Annotated in this window: 15 protein-coding genes; 10 read left to right on the forward strand and 5 right to left on the reverse strand. The window is 61.9% G+C overall.

Features of this window, described 5'->3' with window-relative positions:
• Positions 1–1182: ABC transporter ATP-binding protein (locus tag ACO41U_RS07415; RefSeq protein ID WP_485942805.1), on the forward strand; the 1182-nt coding region annotated here is incomplete at its 5' end.
• Positions 1183–1552: 370 nt separating this feature from the next.
• Here the strand turns inward: ACO41U_RS07415 and ACO41U_RS07420 are convergent.
• The 5 genes from ACO41U_RS07420 to ACO41U_RS07440 all read right to left on the reverse strand — a co-directional run bounded on the left by ACO41U_RS07420 (position 1553) and on the right by ACO41U_RS07440 (position 4975).
• Complete coding sequence (locus tag ACO41U_RS07420) at positions 1553–2056, reverse strand: tetratricopeptide repeat protein (RefSeq protein WP_485942807.1); 504 nt, start codon at positions 2054–2056, stop codon at positions 1553–1555.
• Positions 2022–3038, reverse strand: a complete 1017-nt coding sequence (locus tag ACO41U_RS07425) for a tetratricopeptide repeat protein (protein WP_485942809.1) — start codon at positions 3036–3038, stop codon at positions 2022–2024. Before ACO41U_RS07425 ends, ACO41U_RS07420 begins: the two co-directional genes overlap by 35 nt.
• A gap of 134 nt (positions 3039–3172) precedes the next feature.
• Positions 3173–3763 carry a hypothetical protein gene (locus ACO41U_RS07430; protein ID WP_485942811.1) on the reverse strand — a complete coding sequence of 197 codons (591 nt, stop codon included), beginning with the start codon at positions 3761–3763 and terminating at the stop codon, positions 3173–3175.
• 28 nt (positions 3764–3791) lie between these two features.
• On the reverse strand, positions 3792–3998 hold the full coding sequence (locus ACO41U_RS07435; RefSeq protein WP_485942813.1) for a hypothetical protein: 207 nt from the start codon (positions 3996–3998) through the stop codon (positions 3792–3794).
• A 500-nt stretch (positions 3999–4498) separates the two neighbouring features.
• A complete protein-coding gene (locus ACO41U_RS07440; protein ID WP_485942815.1) occupies positions 4499–4975 on the reverse strand; it encodes a zinc ribbon domain-containing protein in 477 nt (158 codons plus the stop codon).
• 441 nt (positions 4976–5416) lie between these two features.
• Here ACO41U_RS07440 and ACO41U_RS07445 point away from each other — a divergent pair, with 441 nt between their 5' ends.
• From ACO41U_RS07445 to ACO41U_RS07485, 9 genes are all read left to right on the forward strand, one after another.
• Positions 5417–7060 carry a uridine kinase family protein gene (locus tag ACO41U_RS07445; RefSeq protein WP_485942817.1) on the forward strand — a complete coding sequence of 548 codons (1644 nt, stop codon included), beginning with the start codon at positions 5417–5419 and terminating at the stop codon, positions 7058–7060.
• The gene (locus tag ACO41U_RS07450) at positions 7050–7994 is read left to right on the forward strand and encodes a DNA-methyltransferase (protein ID WP_485942819.1); all 945 of its coding nucleotides are present in this window, start codon (positions 7050–7052) and stop codon (positions 7992–7994) included. The genes ACO41U_RS07445 and ACO41U_RS07450 overlap by 11 nt, the downstream gene beginning before the upstream one ends.
• Positions 7991–8626 carry a BglII/BstYI family type II restriction endonuclease gene (locus ACO41U_RS07455; RefSeq protein WP_485942821.1) on the forward strand — a complete coding sequence of 212 codons (636 nt, stop codon included), beginning with the start codon at positions 7991–7993 and terminating at the stop codon, positions 8624–8626. Before ACO41U_RS07450 ends, ACO41U_RS07455 begins: the two co-directional genes overlap by 4 nt.
• Positions 8627–8638: 12 nt before the next feature.
• Entirely contained in the window at positions 8639–10354 is a 1716-nt protein-coding gene (gene ade / locus ACO41U_RS07460) for an adenine deaminase (protein WP_485942823.1), read from the forward strand.
• A 63-nt stretch (positions 10355–10417) separates the two neighbouring features.
• A complete protein-coding gene (locus tag ACO41U_RS07465) occupies positions 10418–11737 on the forward strand; it encodes an NCS2 family permease (protein WP_298780597.1) in 1320 nt (439 codons plus the stop codon).
• A 204-nt stretch (positions 11738–11941) separates the two neighbouring features.
• Positions 11942–13480: an AlbA family DNA-binding domain-containing protein gene (locus ACO41U_RS07470; RefSeq protein WP_485942825.1), complete on the forward strand. Its 1539-nt coding sequence runs from the start codon at positions 11942–11944 to the stop codon at positions 13478–13480.
• Between the two features lie 81 nt (positions 13481–13561).
• Entirely contained in the window at positions 13562–14302 is a 741-nt protein-coding gene (locus ACO41U_RS07475) for a gamma-glutamyl-gamma-aminobutyrate hydrolase family protein (protein ID WP_485942827.1), read from the forward strand.
• 328 nt (positions 14303–14630) lie between these two features.
• On the forward strand, positions 14631–15554 hold the full coding sequence (locus ACO41U_RS07480) for a helix-turn-helix transcriptional regulator (protein WP_485942829.1): 924 nt from the start codon (positions 14631–14633) through the stop codon (positions 15552–15554).
• Between the two features lie 237 nt (positions 15555–15791).
• A partial coding sequence (locus ACO41U_RS07485; protein ID WP_485942831.1) for a hypothetical protein occupies positions 15792–16155 on the forward strand: 364 nt, incomplete at its 3' end.

A 16155-nucleotide genomic window follows, 5' to 3' on the forward strand; every position in this document is an offset into this window, starting at 1 on the left:
CTGAGCCAAAAGCACATGAGGGTCAAGATCGACGCGGGGAACCGCATTCAGGAGTACATGAACGGCATCCGCGTCATCAAGGCCTACAACTTGACGGGGGACCGCTTTGCCCGTATGGAGCGCGCCTTCAGCAGTTTCATGAAGGAGAGCATCCGCCTCGAGGCGGTCATGGGACCCTTCGCGATGGTGGCCATCTCCCTGATCCGCCTTGGGCTGACCCTGATGATCGTTTTGGGCGTGCACCTGATGATCGGCGGGACGCTCGACCCTCTGACCTTCGTCGGCTTCCTCATCGTCGGGACGCGCGTGTACGACCCCCTGACGGCAGCATTGCTCAACTTCTTCGTGTTCCGCTATTCCGCACTGGCCGGCAGGCGCATCTTGGATCTGATGCAGGAGCCTGAGATGGCCGGTGAGGGCGACGCGCCCGATCGCCACGACGTCGAGCTGAAGAACGTCACGTTCGGCTACGGCGACGAGCCCGTGCTTCGGGACGTGAGCCTGACGTTCCCGCAGGGGAAGCTCACCGCACTGGTGGGCCCGTCGGGGTGCGGAAAGACGACCCTGATGAAGGTCATGGCGCGCTTCTACGACCCTCAGTCCGGGACGGTGCTCTTCGGCGGTGCGGACGAGCGCGGGCTGGACCCGGAGAAGCTGATGCAGCGGATATCCTTTGTGTTCCAGGACGTGTACCTGTTCCGGGACACGGTGCGGAACAACATCGCCTTCGGGCGCGAGGGGGCGACGGGGGCCGAGGTGGAGGAGGCGGCGAAGCGGGCCTGCGCCCACGAGTTCATCCTACGCCTGCCCCATGGGTACGACACGATGGTGGGGGAGGGCGGCTCCACCCTGTCGGGCGGCGAGAAGCAACGAATCTCCATCGCACGGGCGCTCCTGAAGGACGCGCCGGTCGTCCTGTTGGACGAGGCCACGGCGAGCCTGGACCCGGAGAACGAGGTGGAGGTGCAGCGGGCCGTCAACGCGCTGGTGGAGGGGCGCACCGTGGTGGTGATCGCCCACAAGCTGCGCACGACCCAAAACGCGGACAACATCGTGGTGATGGAGGCGGGGCGCGTGGTGGACCAGGGCCGCCATGCGGAGCTCCTGGAGCGCGGCGGGCTGTACGCGCGGCTCTGGACGCTGCAGAACGAGTCCGTGGGCTGGAGCCTCACCGGGGACTGAGCGATTCCGCAGCGGGGCGGAGGGGTTGTCTTCACGCTCAATAACACCCCCCAGCCCCTTCGGGGCAGCCCCCCTTGCAGGGGGGCTGAAAAACGTGCTTCCTTAGCTGGGCTGGAGGGGTTGCTTCTTGCGCCCAATACCCCTCTAACCCTCCTTTGCCGGGAGGGCGTTCTAATCGATAAGCTCGGAAGCTGTGCGCTCTGAGCCAATCTGGCCCGTGAAGGTCGTTTGTCAAAGCAATGACGAGCTTGGGGCGTGAAGTTCAACGGCCACTGCGTTCTCACTCATCTGCCCGTCTAAAACCGGATTAAAAGGTGGCCTCCCCATAGTGGGAGGCCGCCTTTATCGCAGACCCCGTGGCCCTCTTGTGCTAGGGGTTGAAATTACGTTTTTTCTGCTTCTCGTACATCTCCTGGGCCTCGGCGCGGGCACTTTCGATGTCCGCCACAGGGATCTTGGGGGCCGAATTCCAAATCAAACCCTTGCCCTCGATGTCGTTCAACTTGCCCTGTGCATCTTCGTGTCCATTCAGATAGGCAAGGTAGTACCACTTATAAGCTGTCTTAAGGTCTTTCCAGGTGTTCTTAAGAAGGTTACCGATCTGGAGCTGAGAATACTTGTTTCCCTGGTCTGCGGCTTTGCGGTACCACTCTGCGGCCGCTAAGTCGCTTTGAGGAACGCCCTTACCGTCACGGTATAAATCGCCTAGGTTGTCCTGAGCCCAGTGGTATCCCTGATCGGCGGCTTTGCGGTACCACTCGGCGGCCTTTTCGTAGCTCTGGACGACGCCCTCGCCGCTGTTATAAATTGCCCAAATGATTCTGAGCCTCGGGCGATCCCTAGTCTGTCGCCTTGCGGCCCCACCACCACTCAACGTCCTTGCCTTCGTAGTATAAAACGTGCAGCTTGCTCTGAGCCATGGGGTGTCCCTGCTCGGCGGCCTTGCGGTACCACTCCGCGGCTTTGTTGTAGTCCTGCAAGGAATAATAAGTGTCGCCCATACTATGCTGAGCGTAGACGTCGCCCTGCTCTGCGGGTTTCGTGAACAGGCTCAGGGCCTTCTGCAGGTCTTGCTCGACGCCCCAACCCATTCGATATAAATCTCCCAGGAAAACTTGCGCGGCGACGCTTCCGTTCTCACTGCAATGTTCCGCCAGAGGAAGGAGCTCTCTATAGGCCTCGCCATATTCTTTCAGTAGGGCGTCACGCTGTTTTTCCCATTGATAGACCTTGGCATACTCCTTAGGAGCCTGCGCACGCCTCTCTTCAATCAGGCACAGGGCATGGAATACCGCCGGGTTTTTGGAGTTTTTGCTCAGGCGCTCCAGGACCTCGGCCGCCTTTTCCTCGCGCCCCTCGAAATAGTCGGCCAGGGCGGCCGCGGCCTCCTTGTCCTGTGTGGCGGCGACGAGCTCATCCCGATTCATGGCCTGAACGGGTGCAGTGTCCGATGACGTTTCCTTCCTTTCTGTCAGGGAGAACAGCTCTGCTGGTAGGATCGAGGCCCAGTCGGAGCGTCCCTGCCACATTGCGTTCAGCACGGGGCCGCTGATCTCCGTTTCGTAGCCAAAATCGACATTGCGTTCGATGCACTCTGCCGCTCTGGCCTTCTCGCCCAAGGCGAAGTACGCGGCGCCCACAAAGAGATTGTCCGCCCAATCCTCGCGAGGCGTATGCTCCCTGGCGATATCGAGCTCTCTCAGGACCTCTTCCGTAGGCGCTCGATTTTCCAGCCGGTCGCGCACACGCTGCTTGGCGACCTCCAGCCTGTAGGGATCTTGCTTCAGCACCGGACGCCATACCGCGTCGAATTGCTCAAAGCACCGCCGGCCTGCCTCGGCATCTCCGGCGTCCAATGCGGCCCTGCCGCGGAAAAATCAATAGGGGGGATAGACGCGGAAATCTGGCTCCAGGGCCTGCAGCATCCGCAGGCGTTTCCCCGGTTCGGGTTCCTGAACGGCCTTGTAGAACGTATCCATGTTCTTCTGGATCAGTCGGTATTCATCCGGCAGCCCATACTGACGCAACAGGTGCCATGACGAGTCCAGCAGCCTCTCCTGCAGGTCGTTGCACTCCTCCACGTCCTCCTCTTTTTCAGCCGCCAGAGCTCGTCGTCCAGTCCCTCCTGCAGCTCGTTCTTCGCGTCCTGGTAGCCGAAGTAGACCGAAGTGCAGGACACCACAAGGTTGCCCAGGAAGCTCAGAATTCCCCCTCCGTAGGCGCGGATGCCGGTGAGTGAGCGGACGAGCTGGTCCTTCTCCCTTTGGTCGTAGCGGTTCAGAAATCGCTCTGATTCCTCCTGGCGCAGCGTTTTGAGGATGACGAAACTCAGCAGTTCCCTGTAAAGAGAGGTGATGTCAAAATCGGCCTCGATGCTGCCCAGTTTCAGGTTGTTGATGATGTTCTGATACTCCTGATCCAGGACGATGCGGTCCTGTGTCGTGACGATCCTGTGTATGGACACGATAGCCATGTTCAGAGCCAGCATCGTGTGCAGCGGGTCGTAATTGCTCCTGTGCCCGCGCCGTCCCGGCGGGGAGCATCCCGCACAACAGCACAACGGCCAGCAGCGAAGCGACAAACCTTTTACTCTTTTTCTCCATCGGTCTTCATTGTTTTGAAATGGTAAGGGTCAGATTTTTGCCTTTCAGTTCTCCTTCAAAACGGTTGTTCAGTATCCGGGGCAGGAAACGCCCCGCCGCGCTATGCAGAAACTCCGCCCTGCGGGACTGCGTGTGGCTGCTTGCATCGCGAAGGGCGGCCTTTAGCTCATACCGAATTTTTTCTGAATCCTCTTTGGCTTCCTCCAGCCTCATCCCGTCCAAAAGAGGCCCAAATCCGTTTTGGTCCCAGTCCCTTTGGAGCGTTTCCAGGGAGAAGGCCGGCGGCGAGGGCGACCGCTCGTAATTTCTGATAAGCACAGTGTTATAAAGGGGGATGACCACAGCTTTGTCATACCCCCTTCGTGTGGGGATACCCAGGTCACCCGTGACGATACGGAGTACCCCTCTGGTTGCGTTCCCGCTGCCGTTTCCAAAGGGCGGACAAGAACGAGTCGGTCTGCTCCTTTTACCAACCCTTAGCCTCACGGGGGTTCATCCGTTGTTTGTTGACGTGTCGTTCCAGGCTTTTTTGATTTGCTCCTCCAGAGGGCCGGATATCCTTGCCCGGAACTGCCCCAGGCCGCCGTGCTCAGCAGAAGCACCAGGACAACGCCCATAGCGCGGCAGCCCCACAGCGCCTTACCCTTCATGACGTCACCTCCGCGGAGCAATAACCAAATTAAAGAGGCTCCTCGCAAGCACAGAGGATGGAATCAGCCGCATCCCTGGCCAATGAGCCACAGGACAAATAGGATGAAAATCCCCCACCCTCCTAAATTCAGACATAAAATTACTCCTCCGACCAAAATGATGACGGTCACAATGATCGCTATAATATTGACCAGCGTATCTAAGAGGAAGCCTCCAAAGCCAACAATAAGGGCACCTATGAGGAGCACAACTTCGATCGCAATCAATATGGTGATGAAACGGGCGGCAAGCGCCGTGACCCGGGTGGCGAATGCCTTCAGGAATTCCCAACGAGCCTTTCTTCGGTAAACTTGTTCCTCCTGCTTCCGTAAAGCCCTCTCAGACTCCTCGCGCTCCTTTTTCTCTTTCTCTCGTTTGATTCGTTCCTCTTCCCGCTGTTTTTCCAGATCCTGTTTTTCACCATAGGGAGTCAGATTGCCGCAGTAGGCGCAAAATCGATCATTGGGGTTTAGCTTTGCTCCGCAGCTCCTGCAATTCATGGCGTTCTATTTCACTCCCTCAGATAACCCCAGCTTGTGTTTTATGGCTCCATATCAATATTCTGCCCCTTTAAGACCTGTTACTAAAAGATAATAGTCGATGTTCGCAATGATGTCCATAGCACGGATTTCACCCAAATCCACAGGTTACGACGGCCTTATCGGGGCTCAAGCCCGTCGTCGCCGGAGCAGAGAGAGCGACGCGGGAGAAGCGGTACCCAATCGACCGCCTCCCCTGATGAAGCCCCTAAGTTCGGCTACGCGAATCAAAGATTTGCCGCCTCACTTATGAAAGGGGAGGCGTCGCTTTGATGCCCGCCCCCTCCGGCCCCGCTGTTTTCCAAAAAACCGGCCATGAGCTATAATTCTCTAAAAGCACTCACATGACGCACCCTCTGCCAGGGTTGTCAGGGCGGATCTCGACCGTGAGGAGGAAATGCTATGGCCTTTACCATCCACGTGCTGAACCAGGACAAGTACATCACCAGCGAGACGCCGGTGACGGGGCACAACGTGCTGGCGGACCTCGACTCCGCCGAGAAGGGGAGAGTCATCGCCTGGCGCGTGAACAACTACACCCGGCCGCTGGGCTGGGTCATCGACGACGACGCGACGGTGGAGTTCGTCCTGACCACGTCGACCGACGGCCTGCGCATCTATCAGCGCTCCCTGGACTTCCTGCTGGTCATCGCCTGCGAGAAGACGTTGAACCGCAGGGCCATCCTGCGCCACTCCATCGGGGAGGGGCACTACTGGGAGCTGGAGGACGGCCCCGTGACGCAGTCCGACGTCTACAAGCTGCACGCCGCCATGAGCGAGATGGTCCACGAGGACCTGCCCATCACGCGCAAGATCCTGCCCATCGACAAGGCCAAACGCATCTTTCAGGAGCAGGGGGAGCCTGAGATCGCAGACCTCTTTGTGCGGGCCAACCTGGACCCCGTGGAGGTCTACCGATGCAGCTCGCGCTACGGCTACTTCTGCGGGACCATGGCCCCCTCCACGGGGCTCCTGCGCACCTTCGACCTCCTGTTGTTCGATCGCGGGCTGGTGCTTCAGTTCCCCACCGTCGATACGCCGGAGGGCGTCCCCCCCTTCCAGGCGGACGCCTCGCTGGCCAGCATCTTCTTCGACTACGCCCAATGGCTTGAGGTGATGAACCTCAACTACCTCACGAGCCTGCACCGCTGCGTGGCGGAGGGGAAGGTGCAGGAGCTGATCCTCATCGCTGAGGCCTTTCACTCCCAACGCCTGGGCAGCATCGCGGAGGACATCGCCTCAAAGCCCGTGAAGGCGATCACCATCGCGGGGCCGTCGGGGTCCGGCAAGACGACGTTCTCCGAGCGGCTGAAGGTGCAGCTCATGGTCTGCGGCAAGAACCCCGTGACGCTGCCCCTGGACAACTTCTTCAAGGAGCGGGAGGACTCCCCCCGCGACGAGAAGGGGGAGTATGACTACGAGAGGCTGGAGGCGCTGGACCTGGAGATGCTCCAGGAGAACCTGACGCGCATCCTGGCGGGCGAGGAGGTCGTCACGCCGCGCTACAATTTCATCACCGGACACAAGGAACCCGGAAAGGTCATCCGGCTGGGGGAGGCGGACGTGCTCATCATGGAGGGCATCCACGGGCTGAATGACCGCATCCTGGCCATGCTGCCGGAGAAGAGCCGTTACGGCATCTTCGTTTCCCCCCTGACGAGCATCTGCATCGACCCGCACAACCGCGCCAGCACGGGCGACAACCGCCTGCTGCGGCGCATCATCCGCGACTACCGCACGCGGGGCAAGTCCGCGCAGGTGACCCTTGAGGTGTACCCCAAGGTCATCCGCGGCTCCATGCGTTACATCTTCCCCTACCAGAGCCGGGCGAACGCCACCTTCAACTCCGCGATGCCCTACGAGCTGGGCATCCTGAAGAGCTACGTCGAACCCCTGCTGCACACGGTGGACGAGCGCTCTCCCGTCTTCAGCGAGGCACTGCGCCTCCTGAACATCCTGCGCTTCGTCCCCGCCATCCAAAACGAGGGCATCCCCAACAACTCCGTCATCCGCGAGTTCATTGGAGGCAGCTGCCTTGACGTGTAAACAGGGACTTTTGTTCGAGATGGAATTGCCGGATTTCCGCTACGAGTGTCGGGATGCCCTTGATTTCTGCAAAGAGATACCCGATGAAACGGTGAAGCTGGTCATCACATCCCCTCCCTATAACATCGGGAAGGAGTACGAAACAAGGACGGGGATTGAGGAATACGTTCACAACCTGGAGCCGATCCTGGCGGAGTTGGTCCGCGTTTTGTCGCTCGACGGCAGCCTGTGCTGGCAGACGGGCAATTGTGTTGAAGAAGGCGAGATTTACCCGCTCGATATCTACTTCTACCCCTGTTTTAAAAGAATGGGGCTGCATTTGCGAAATCGTGTGATATGGCATTTTGGTCACGGCCTGCACTGTTCCAAGAGGTTCAGTGGCCGTTACGAGACGATTTTATGGTTTACGAAGTCGGATGAATACACGTTTAACCTCGATGACGTGCGCATCCCTTCCAAGTATCCCGGAAAGAGATACTTCAAGGGGGAAAGGAAGGGGCAGTTCAGCGGCAATCCCAAGGGTAAGAATCCTGAGGACGTTTGGGAGATGACGGTAAGCCGGTTGATTGACGATTGGGATGCGCTGATATGGGACATCCCCAACGTCAAGAACAATCACCCTGAAAAGGTGGAGCATCCATGCCAGTATCCGGTTGAGTTGGCGGAACGCTGTATCCTGGCGCTTACCGATGAAGGGGATATCGTTTACGACCCTTTCGCGGGGGTGGGGTCCTCTTTGGTGGCGGCGCTCAAGAACGGCCGCAGGGCCTACGGCTCGGAATGGGAGCAGAAGTTCGTCGATACCGGGTTGGACAGACTGCGAAGGTTAAGAGAGGGCACGCTTTTAACGCGCCCTATCCATCGGGAGATATGGATGCCCAAGCCGGGTGATAAAATTGCGCACATTCCCGAAGAATGGAACCAGGCGCAATGAAGATCGCTCAGGTGTACAGCCATTTGAATGGACTGGAGTTCCTCCTGGTCCACAGGCCTGAGTTGTGGAATGAGGTGAAGGCCGTTATCCAAAATGTGGATGCGTCCCTCACCTTCAATAAAGTGAGCAGGGAAAAAACGATGTCGGGAAGGATACTGTTTGCGCCAACTGAGCTGAACCGTCTTTTCAAATCCGAGTTTTTGAACAAAGGCTGGCGTGAAACGAGGATAGCCTACTTCGTCAACGAGGATTTGGAAACGACGCGGGACACCGTTCATATTCGGGACAAGGACCGGCAAAGGCAGGCGATTGAGGAGAAGGGCTTCACTGCGTACCCCACTCACAATCAGGTGGATTTCGTGAAGGATCGCGTTGCCGTTGAGGTCCAGTTTGGCAAGTATTTTTCGGTGCAGTATGACCTGCACGTCAAGCACACGTTCTTTTATGAGAGAGGGGACATTGACGCGGGCATCGAGATCATTCCCATGCACAGCCTCATGTCGCAGATGTCGTCGGGCCCCTCCTGGTACGAAAATGAGTTGACCAACATCGTGCGCGAGGGTCGTTCCAATCCATCGGTCCCCATCGTACTGGTCGGGATTGAACCCGATGAGCGACGTTCGTCGGAATAGGGGGAAGAATTAATGAACACACTGGCCGCAGTCGCCAGGGGCAGCCGGCCTGCGGACCTCGTGATCCGGGGGGCCCGCGTCGCGAACGTCTTTACCATGGAGTACGAGGAGGCCGACGTCGCCGTCTGCGGGGACCGGATCGCGGGCGTCGGCAGGGGCTACGAGGGGCACCGTGTCCTGGATGCGGCGGGGGCCGTCCTGGTCCCCGGCCTGATCGACGGGCACGTCCACATCGAAAGCAGCCTGATGGCGCCGGCGGCCTTCGCGGACGCCGTGGTGGTCCACGGGACGACCACCGTCATGGCCGATCCCCACGAGATAGCGAACGCCCTGGGCCTTCCCGGCGTCCGCTACATGTACCTGGCGAGCCGCGGACTGGCCGTCGACGTCTTCCTGGGCGCGCCCTCCTGCGTCCCTGCATCCCGATTTGAAACGCCCCGGGACGAGCTGGACATGATGGCCGTTCGGGAGATGCTTCAGGAGGGGTGGTGCACCCACCTGGGGGAGATGATGAACTACCCGGCGCTCATCGAGGGGGACCCGGACGTGTGGGGCAAGGTGGCGGCGGCGGGCGACGTCGTCCTGACGGGCCACGCGCCGGGCGTTTTTGGGAAGGACCTGAACGCCTACCTCACGTCGGGCGTCTCGTCGGACCACGAGTGCGTGGGCCTTGACGAGGCGCGGGAGAAGCTGCGGCGCGGCATGTGGGTGATGATGCGCGAGGGCGCCTCCTTCCCCAACCTGCGGACGCTCCTTCCTCTGGTGAAGGAAAACCCGTTCCTGGCCGCGCGCTGCATGGTCGTGACGGATGACGCCACGGCGCGCTACATCCGGGACACGGGGCACATGGACGCCAAGCTGCGCATCATGATCGAGGAGGGCGTGGACCCCCTCGTGGCCCTTCGCCTGACGACGCTCTCGCCGGCGGACTACTTCCACCTGTGGGATCGGGGGGCCATCGCGCCCGGACGCAGGGCGGACCTCGTGCTGGTCGATGACCTGGCGAGCTTCAACGTGAAGCACGTCTGGAAGGACGGATGTGTCGTCGTCCAGGACGGCGTCGCGGTCAAGGGCGCGCAGGCACACTCCATCCCGCTGCCCCACGCGGTGCAGACGACGCCCCTCACCGAGGAGCAGCTCCGCGTCCCCGCCGGGGGCGAGACCATGAACGTCATCGAGATGAGGCCGGGCGAGATCATCACCGGATCGCGGCGGATGCCTCCGCTCGTGTCGGAGGGGAACGCCGTCCCCGACCCGTCCCGCGACCTCGCCAAGATCGTCGTGATGGAGCGCCACCACGGCACGGGACGCTTTGCCGTCGGCTTCGTCACGGGCTTTGGGATGCAGCGCGGTGCGATCGCCTCGTCCGTGGCCCACGACGCGCACAACTTCGTGGCCGCCGGCATGGACGACCGGTCCATCGTCACGGCGCTGGGGCGCCTGTGCGAAACGGGCGGCGGCCTGGTCCTCGCGGAGGGAGAGGCCGTGCGCGGCAGCCTTCCTCTGCCCATCGGCGGCCTGATGACCTACCTGGACGCCAAGGGCGTCGCCCGCGCTCTGGAGGACCTGGAGTGGGAGGCGGAGCAGCTGGGCCTGCAGCTGCCCCACCCGTTCATGGCCCTGTCCTTCCTGTGCCTCTCCGTCATCCCCAACCTCCGCATCACGGATCAGGGGTACGTCGATATCGTGAGGGGCGGACTTCAGCCCCTCTTTTCCAAGGGCGACTAAGCTCCACAGCAGGGGTGCGCGGCCGCCGTTCCAAACTTATCTCTTATAAGGGGTGTCTTGATCATGATGTCGTTTCTGGATCGCACGTTCCACGTCAGGGAAGCGGGGAGCTCCGTCCGCACGGAGTTTCTGGCCGGCCTGACCACCTTCGTCACCATGTCCTACATCGTCTTCGTCAACCCGGCCATTCTGAGCAAGACGGGCATGGACTTCGACGCGCTGGCAGTGGTCACCTGTCTCAGCTCGGCGCTCGCCACGTTCCTGATGGCCGTGCTGGCCAACTACCCCATCGGGCTGGCGCCGGGCATGGGGCTCAACGCCTTCTTCACCTACACCGTCGTGCTGGGAATGCAGATCAACGGGGCTCCCGTCACCTGGCAGATGGCCCTGGCTGCCGTGTTCATCGAGGGCGCGATCTTCATCCTGCTGACGCTGACCCGCGTCCGCGAGATGGTGGTCAACACCATCCCCAAGGCGCTCAAGATCGGCATTTCGGCGGGCATCGGCTTCTTCATCGCCTTCATCGGGATGCAGAGCGTCGGCATCGTCGTCCACAACGACGCGACCCTCATCGCCCTAGGAGAGATCGGCGAAAACGTCCCGGCGCTCCTTGCCATCGTCGGGCTGCTCCTGATGGCCGTGCTCACCGCCCACCGCGTCCCCGGCTCCCTCCTGATCGGCATCCTGGCCGTCACCGTCCTTGCTGCCGCCTTCGGGATCACGACGCTGCCCGAAACGTTCGTTTCGACGCCGCCCTCCATCGCGCCGCTGTTCTGGAAGATGGACTTCTCCCTCGTCCGCGAGCCGGACTTCTGGGTCGTGGTGTTCACCTTCTTCTTCGTGGACTTCTTCGACACCGTGGGGACGCTGGTGGGCGTCTGCAGCCGCAGCGGGCTGCTGGACGAGGAGGGCCGACTGCCCAGGGCGAAGGGTGCCCTCATGGCCGACGCGATCGGCACCGTCGCCGGCGCGATCCTGGGGACCTCCACCGTCACCTCCTACGTCGAGAGCTCCAGCGGGGTGGCCCAGGGAGGGCGAACGGGCCTTAGCTCCGTCGTTACCGCCGTCCTCTTCATCGCCGCCATCTTCTTCACGCCCATCGTGGGCATCGTTCCGGGCTGCGCCACGGCCCCCGCTCTGATCCTGGTGGGCGTCTACATGATGATGAGCCTCCGGGACCTGGATTACAGCGAGTGGACGGACATCTTCCCCGCGATCCTGGGCTTCACGATGATGCCCCTGACCTACAGCATCGCGACGGGCATCGAGTTCGGCGTCGTCTCCTACGTGCTCGTCAAGAGCTTGTCTGGCAAGTTCCGCGACGTGAGCGGCCTCATGACCTTTTTGGCCATCCTCTTCACCCTGAAGGAGCTCCTCTCCTGAGCCGGCCTGTGGCGTTTCGGCCCCGACATCCTCAACTCCCCCGCAAGGGGGAGTTTTTTTGACGGCGCCCAGAGCGCGGCCCCTTGCCCTTCCCTGCGCTTTCATGGATAATAGACGCCAGGTATCGTCGGACCTCCATCGGCGCTCAAGAGCGCGCTTTCGCCGGTGGAGAAACTTTTTTCGTCAGAGAATGGGAGATCGTCCGTGCAGTTTTTCGTGGAGATGAGGAGAGATAGGGCGGCCGCCGGATTTTCGACGTTCGACGAATTTTTGGCTCGGACGGCGAACGAGGACCGCCAATTTTTGACCGTGGAGGAGCTTCCCCTCTTTGCCCCCACGGCCTGCGGCATGGCCAACGGCGCCGGAGGCTGGGTCGTCCTAGGGGCGGAGTGGCTTGAGGAGGAGGGCCGCGCCGCGCCGCGGGGGCTCCGAAGCCCCGACGCGCTGCGCGACCAACTCGCGGCCGACTGCGGGAACGGCCGGACCTTCAGCGCGACGCTCTCCGTCACCTTCCACGTGCTGCAAGACCCGGCGCCGATCCTGCTGGCCCGCGTCCTGCCGGCCGAGTGGCACGAGCGCCCCGTGTGTATCGGGCAGGACTACGTCCGCGGGACCTGGCGCCGCACGGAGGGGGTGGGCTTCCTGTCGGGCGTCGGAGCGCGCTTCCGTCTGGGGCTGGACGCCCTCGAAAGGCTGAAGGACGACCGTCCCGTCCGCGGCATGGGCCTCGACGACCTTCACGAGGAGAGCGTCGCCTCCTTCCGCTCCGCGATGGTCCAGCGCCGGCCGGAGTGGTCGGAACTGCCCCTTGAGGCGTTCCTGGCCCGCGCGCAGGTCCTCTCAGGCGGCGCCGTCACCCAGGCGGGGAACCTCATGCTGGGCCGCAGGGCCACGCGCGTCCGGGCGGAGGTCCGCAAGGGCAACGCCGAGAGCGAGGCCCTGGAGGTGCGCAACCTCTGGAAGGCGTACTCCGACCTGATGCCCCGCCTCACCCGCAGCCTCTCCCCGGCCTGCGCCGCAGCCTTCCGCGAGTGCTTCATCAACGCGCTTCTGCACGCGGACTACGACGCCGGGGACGTGACGGTGCTTTTAAGGGGCGGACCGGCCGCCGCCCGCTTCAAAAACCCCGGCCTGATGCGGACGCAGCACCGGGGCGAGAGCGCCTGCCGCAACTTCCGATTGATGAAAGTCTTTCAACTGCTGGGAGCCGCCCGGGGCGACGGGCGCGGATTGTCCCTCATCCGCCGCTATCAGCCCGACTTCGCGCTGCAGCAGGACGCGCTGGAGCTGACCACCACGGCGGTCCTGAACCTGGAGCCCATGGCCGCCCTTCAGGGGACGCCTCCTGCGGCGCGTCCCTCGGCACAGCGCCGGAAGGAGGCCGCCCAACGCCCCTCCCAGCCCGACGGCCAGAGATCGCAGCGAGAGGCGCTGTCGCAGGAGGCAGCGCCCGCAGAGGCCGAGCCGACGCCGTTCTTGCTGGCGCCCACGGCACCGGCTGAGGCGCCGGCGTCCGTCGAGGAGGCCGTTGCGTCGAGGGCTGTCGAGGAATCGGCCCCATCAGGGTCCGTTGAGAACGCCCCAACGGGGCACGCTGGGAAAGTCCCAACGGGACAGGGAGTTGAAGCGGAGAGAGCTGCAGAAGATGCTTCGGCGGCGTCCGAGCCCCGGCGGCAGACCTCGTTCGGCAGCGCCGCGGACGAGTTGGAGCGGGCCATCGCGGAGATGCGCGGCAGGCCGTAGGCCCGACGCTCGCAGGACGAGGCGGGCGGGGCATCGAGCTGAGGTATGGGAGCGGCCCATCGCGGGCGGGGAGGACTTAACATGGCAAAGCCGATCATTGGAATTCTGGGCAACATCCTGGTGACGACGTCTTCCACCTCTGGGAGCGTCATGCGCCGCAGCTTTACGAACGACACCTGCGTCCGCTCCGTGGCGAACAACGGCGGCGTCCCCGTCATCCTGCCCTTCGTCAGCGACCTGAGCCTGATGGACCCCCTTCTTGAGGCGTGCGACGGGCTGCTGTTCCCCGGCGGGGACGACGTGGACCCCGCCTACTATGGGGAGGCCCCGCACGAGAAGCTGGGGGAGGTCGATCGCGCCCTCGACGAATGTTGGTTTCACGCCGCGCGATACGCTATGGAACGGCAGGTTCCCATGCTCGGCATCTGCCGGGGGGCCCAGCTTTTGAACGTCGCCTGCGGCGGCAGCCTGTACCAGGACATCGGCGAGCGGGGGGAGGACCACCTGACGCACGTTCAGACGGAGAAGCGCCACGTCGTCACCCAGACGGCGCGCGTCGTTCCGGGCACCCGGCTGGCCCGACTTCTGGGGCAGGAGGCCGTGCCGGTGAACAGCCTGCACCACCAGTCCGTCAAGGCGCTGGGAAAGGGCCTGATCGTTTCCGCTCAGGCGGAGGATGGAATCGTGGAGGCCATCGAGAGCGCCGACGGGCTGATCGTTGCCACCCAGTGGCACCCGGAGGACCTGATCGAATCCGTCCCCGTGATGAACGTTCTGTTTCAGGACCTGACAACCCGTGTCGCGGCCCGAAGGGGGGACTGACGGCCCGTGAGCGCCAGCGAACGGCAGCCGGAAGGCTCCCCGAAGTGGGGGACTGATGGCCCGTGAGCGCCAGCGAACGGCAGCCGGAAGGCTCCCCGAAGGGGGGACTGACGATCTCGCCGGCCTTAAAAATGAAAAGGGTTGGAGCCCAAATCCGCAGGTTGTGATGGCCTGATCGGGGAGCAAGCCCATCGTTGCACGGGTTAAGCTGACTCTGACCTTGCGCCCGTCCGGTGCGACGGAAAACGCGCAAAATCTGTCCCAACTTCACGTTAAAAATTTTGCCTGTGTTTTTGGCTGGAGGCTTGTATCGAGGAGGGATAACGCGATGAAGGACAACCTCTCCGAGAAGGTCCCCCGCCCCTGGGTGCCGTTCCGCGAGTTCATCGGAAACAACCCCTACCTGGGGTTCTTCAGGACGAACAACCTAACCGTGATCGTGAGCCGCAGGCCGGTCTGTATGCTGCCCAACAGCTACCGGCACGAGAGCGTGCAGTTCTTCATCGCGCTCTCCCCGGTTCAAGGCGGGACGCGGGACGGACACCCCATCTTCGTCCCAGCCGGCTCCATCTACCCCGTCAACGGCAGTCAGTCCCACGCGGTGACCGAGCCGATCCCCAACGTTTCCTTCATCAGCCTCTACTTCCGCTATGCCTTCTTCCAAAAGATGTGCCGTACCCTGCGCGGCAGTCCCGACACGGTTTTCAAAAACGACCTGATCCCCTACGACACCGAGCTCAAGGCCCTGATGCACACATTCTTCGTCGAGTACGGAGGGGGCAGAAGGGGCAGCCCCGGCATCGGTTCCGGAGTGATGGTCGACTGCATCGTCACGCAGCTTGCCGTCTGCCTCATCCGCAGGCTCCATTTCACCGCGGCGGCCACGAAACAGCGCGTCCCAGGCGACGCAGAGCTGGACCGGGCTGTTGACCACCTGAGCGAACACAGCGTCCCCTGCCCCCTCTCGGAGGTTTCCCAAATCGTTCATGTCAACAAGTTTACCGCCCTGCGCAAGTTTCGAGATCACACGGGCATGACGCCCCGTCAGTTTCAGATGGTGATCCGCATCCACCGCGCGATGGATATCCTGAAGGACCCCCGATGCACCATCGCCGAAGTGGGGGAGCTCTGCGGATTTCCCAACCCCAGCCACTTCGCGCGCGTGTTCCGCCAGAAGACCGGGCTCTCTCCCACCGAATACCGCAAAAAATCCCTCGACGAAGCCTCCCGGACACCCAAGCTTTCCTCCTAAAAAGTCAATAACGGAACAGGAAAAGGGCAAGAACGGAACATTCTTTTGCAAGGTAACATGATATCCTAATTTGAACGCAGGCTCTCATTTCTACGGGGAGGTTCGTGTACGCCTCCCGGGAACGGGCAGAGGAATGGCCAAACGAGGGACGGGCGCCGCTGCGGACGCGAGGCGTTGTCACGGCGCCGGACCCGAGGAGCCTGGAGAAGACCGAAAAGGAAGGAAGTGTTGTTCGTCATGACAAAGCGTTTGAGGCAGTTTAAAGTTGTGTCGCTGCTGTTTGTGTTGGCTCTGGCCGCCATCACGTTTGAGGGTAAGCCGGCTTCGGCTGCCATCCCTCCTCCTATTCTGAGGACCGACTTCTTCATCAAATACGCGGCTTCGACTTTGGAGTCGGGGGATGTAAGCGTCGAAGGGGAGAACGACCTCACGGTAAAGGGCTTTTCCGAGATGTTCCTCGGCGCGTCGGTCGATGTGGCGGGAACGAGCCAGGTTGGCTTCTTTATCGCCGCACCCAACAAGATACAGAAGGATTCCTCTGCTGGGCTCGACTACCAGGTGGGGGTTCCCAACGACAAGGGCTCCTTCAGGTTCTCGGCCG

It is taken from the genome of Fretibacterium sp., from assembly GCF_057312375.1.

Bases quoted from the DNA above. Each gene is read 5' to 3' on its own strand.
- ACO41U_RS07435 (WP_485942813.1), bottom strand. From the start codon at position 3,998: ATGAGGCTGGAGGAAGCCAAAGAGGATTCAGAAAAAATTCGGTATGAG.
- ACO41U_RS07440 (WP_485942815.1), bottom strand. From the start codon at position 4,975: ATGAATTGCAGGAGCTGCGGAGCAAAGCTAAACCCCAATGATCGATTT.
- ACO41U_RS07445 (WP_485942817.1), top strand. From the start codon at position 5,417: ATGGCCTTTACCATCCACGTGCTGAACCAGGACAAGTACATCACCAGC.
- ACO41U_RS07455 (WP_485942821.1), top strand. From the start codon at position 7,991: ATGAAGATCGCTCAGGTGTACAGCCATTTGAATGGACTGGAGTTCCTC.
- ade (WP_485942823.1), top strand. From the start codon at position 8,639: ATGAACACACTGGCCGCAGTCGCCAGGGGCAGCCGGCCTGCGGACCTC.
- ACO41U_RS07465 (WP_298780597.1), top strand. From the start codon at position 10,418: ATGATGTCGTTTCTGGATCGCACGTTCCACGTCAGGGAAGCGGGGAGC.
- ACO41U_RS07475 (WP_485942827.1), top strand. From the start codon at position 13,562: ATGGCAAAGCCGATCATTGGAATTCTGGGCAACATCCTGGTGACGACG.
- ACO41U_RS07480 (WP_485942829.1), top strand. From the start codon at position 14,631: ATGAAGGACAACCTCTCCGAGAAGGTCCCCCGCCCCTGGGTGCCGTTC.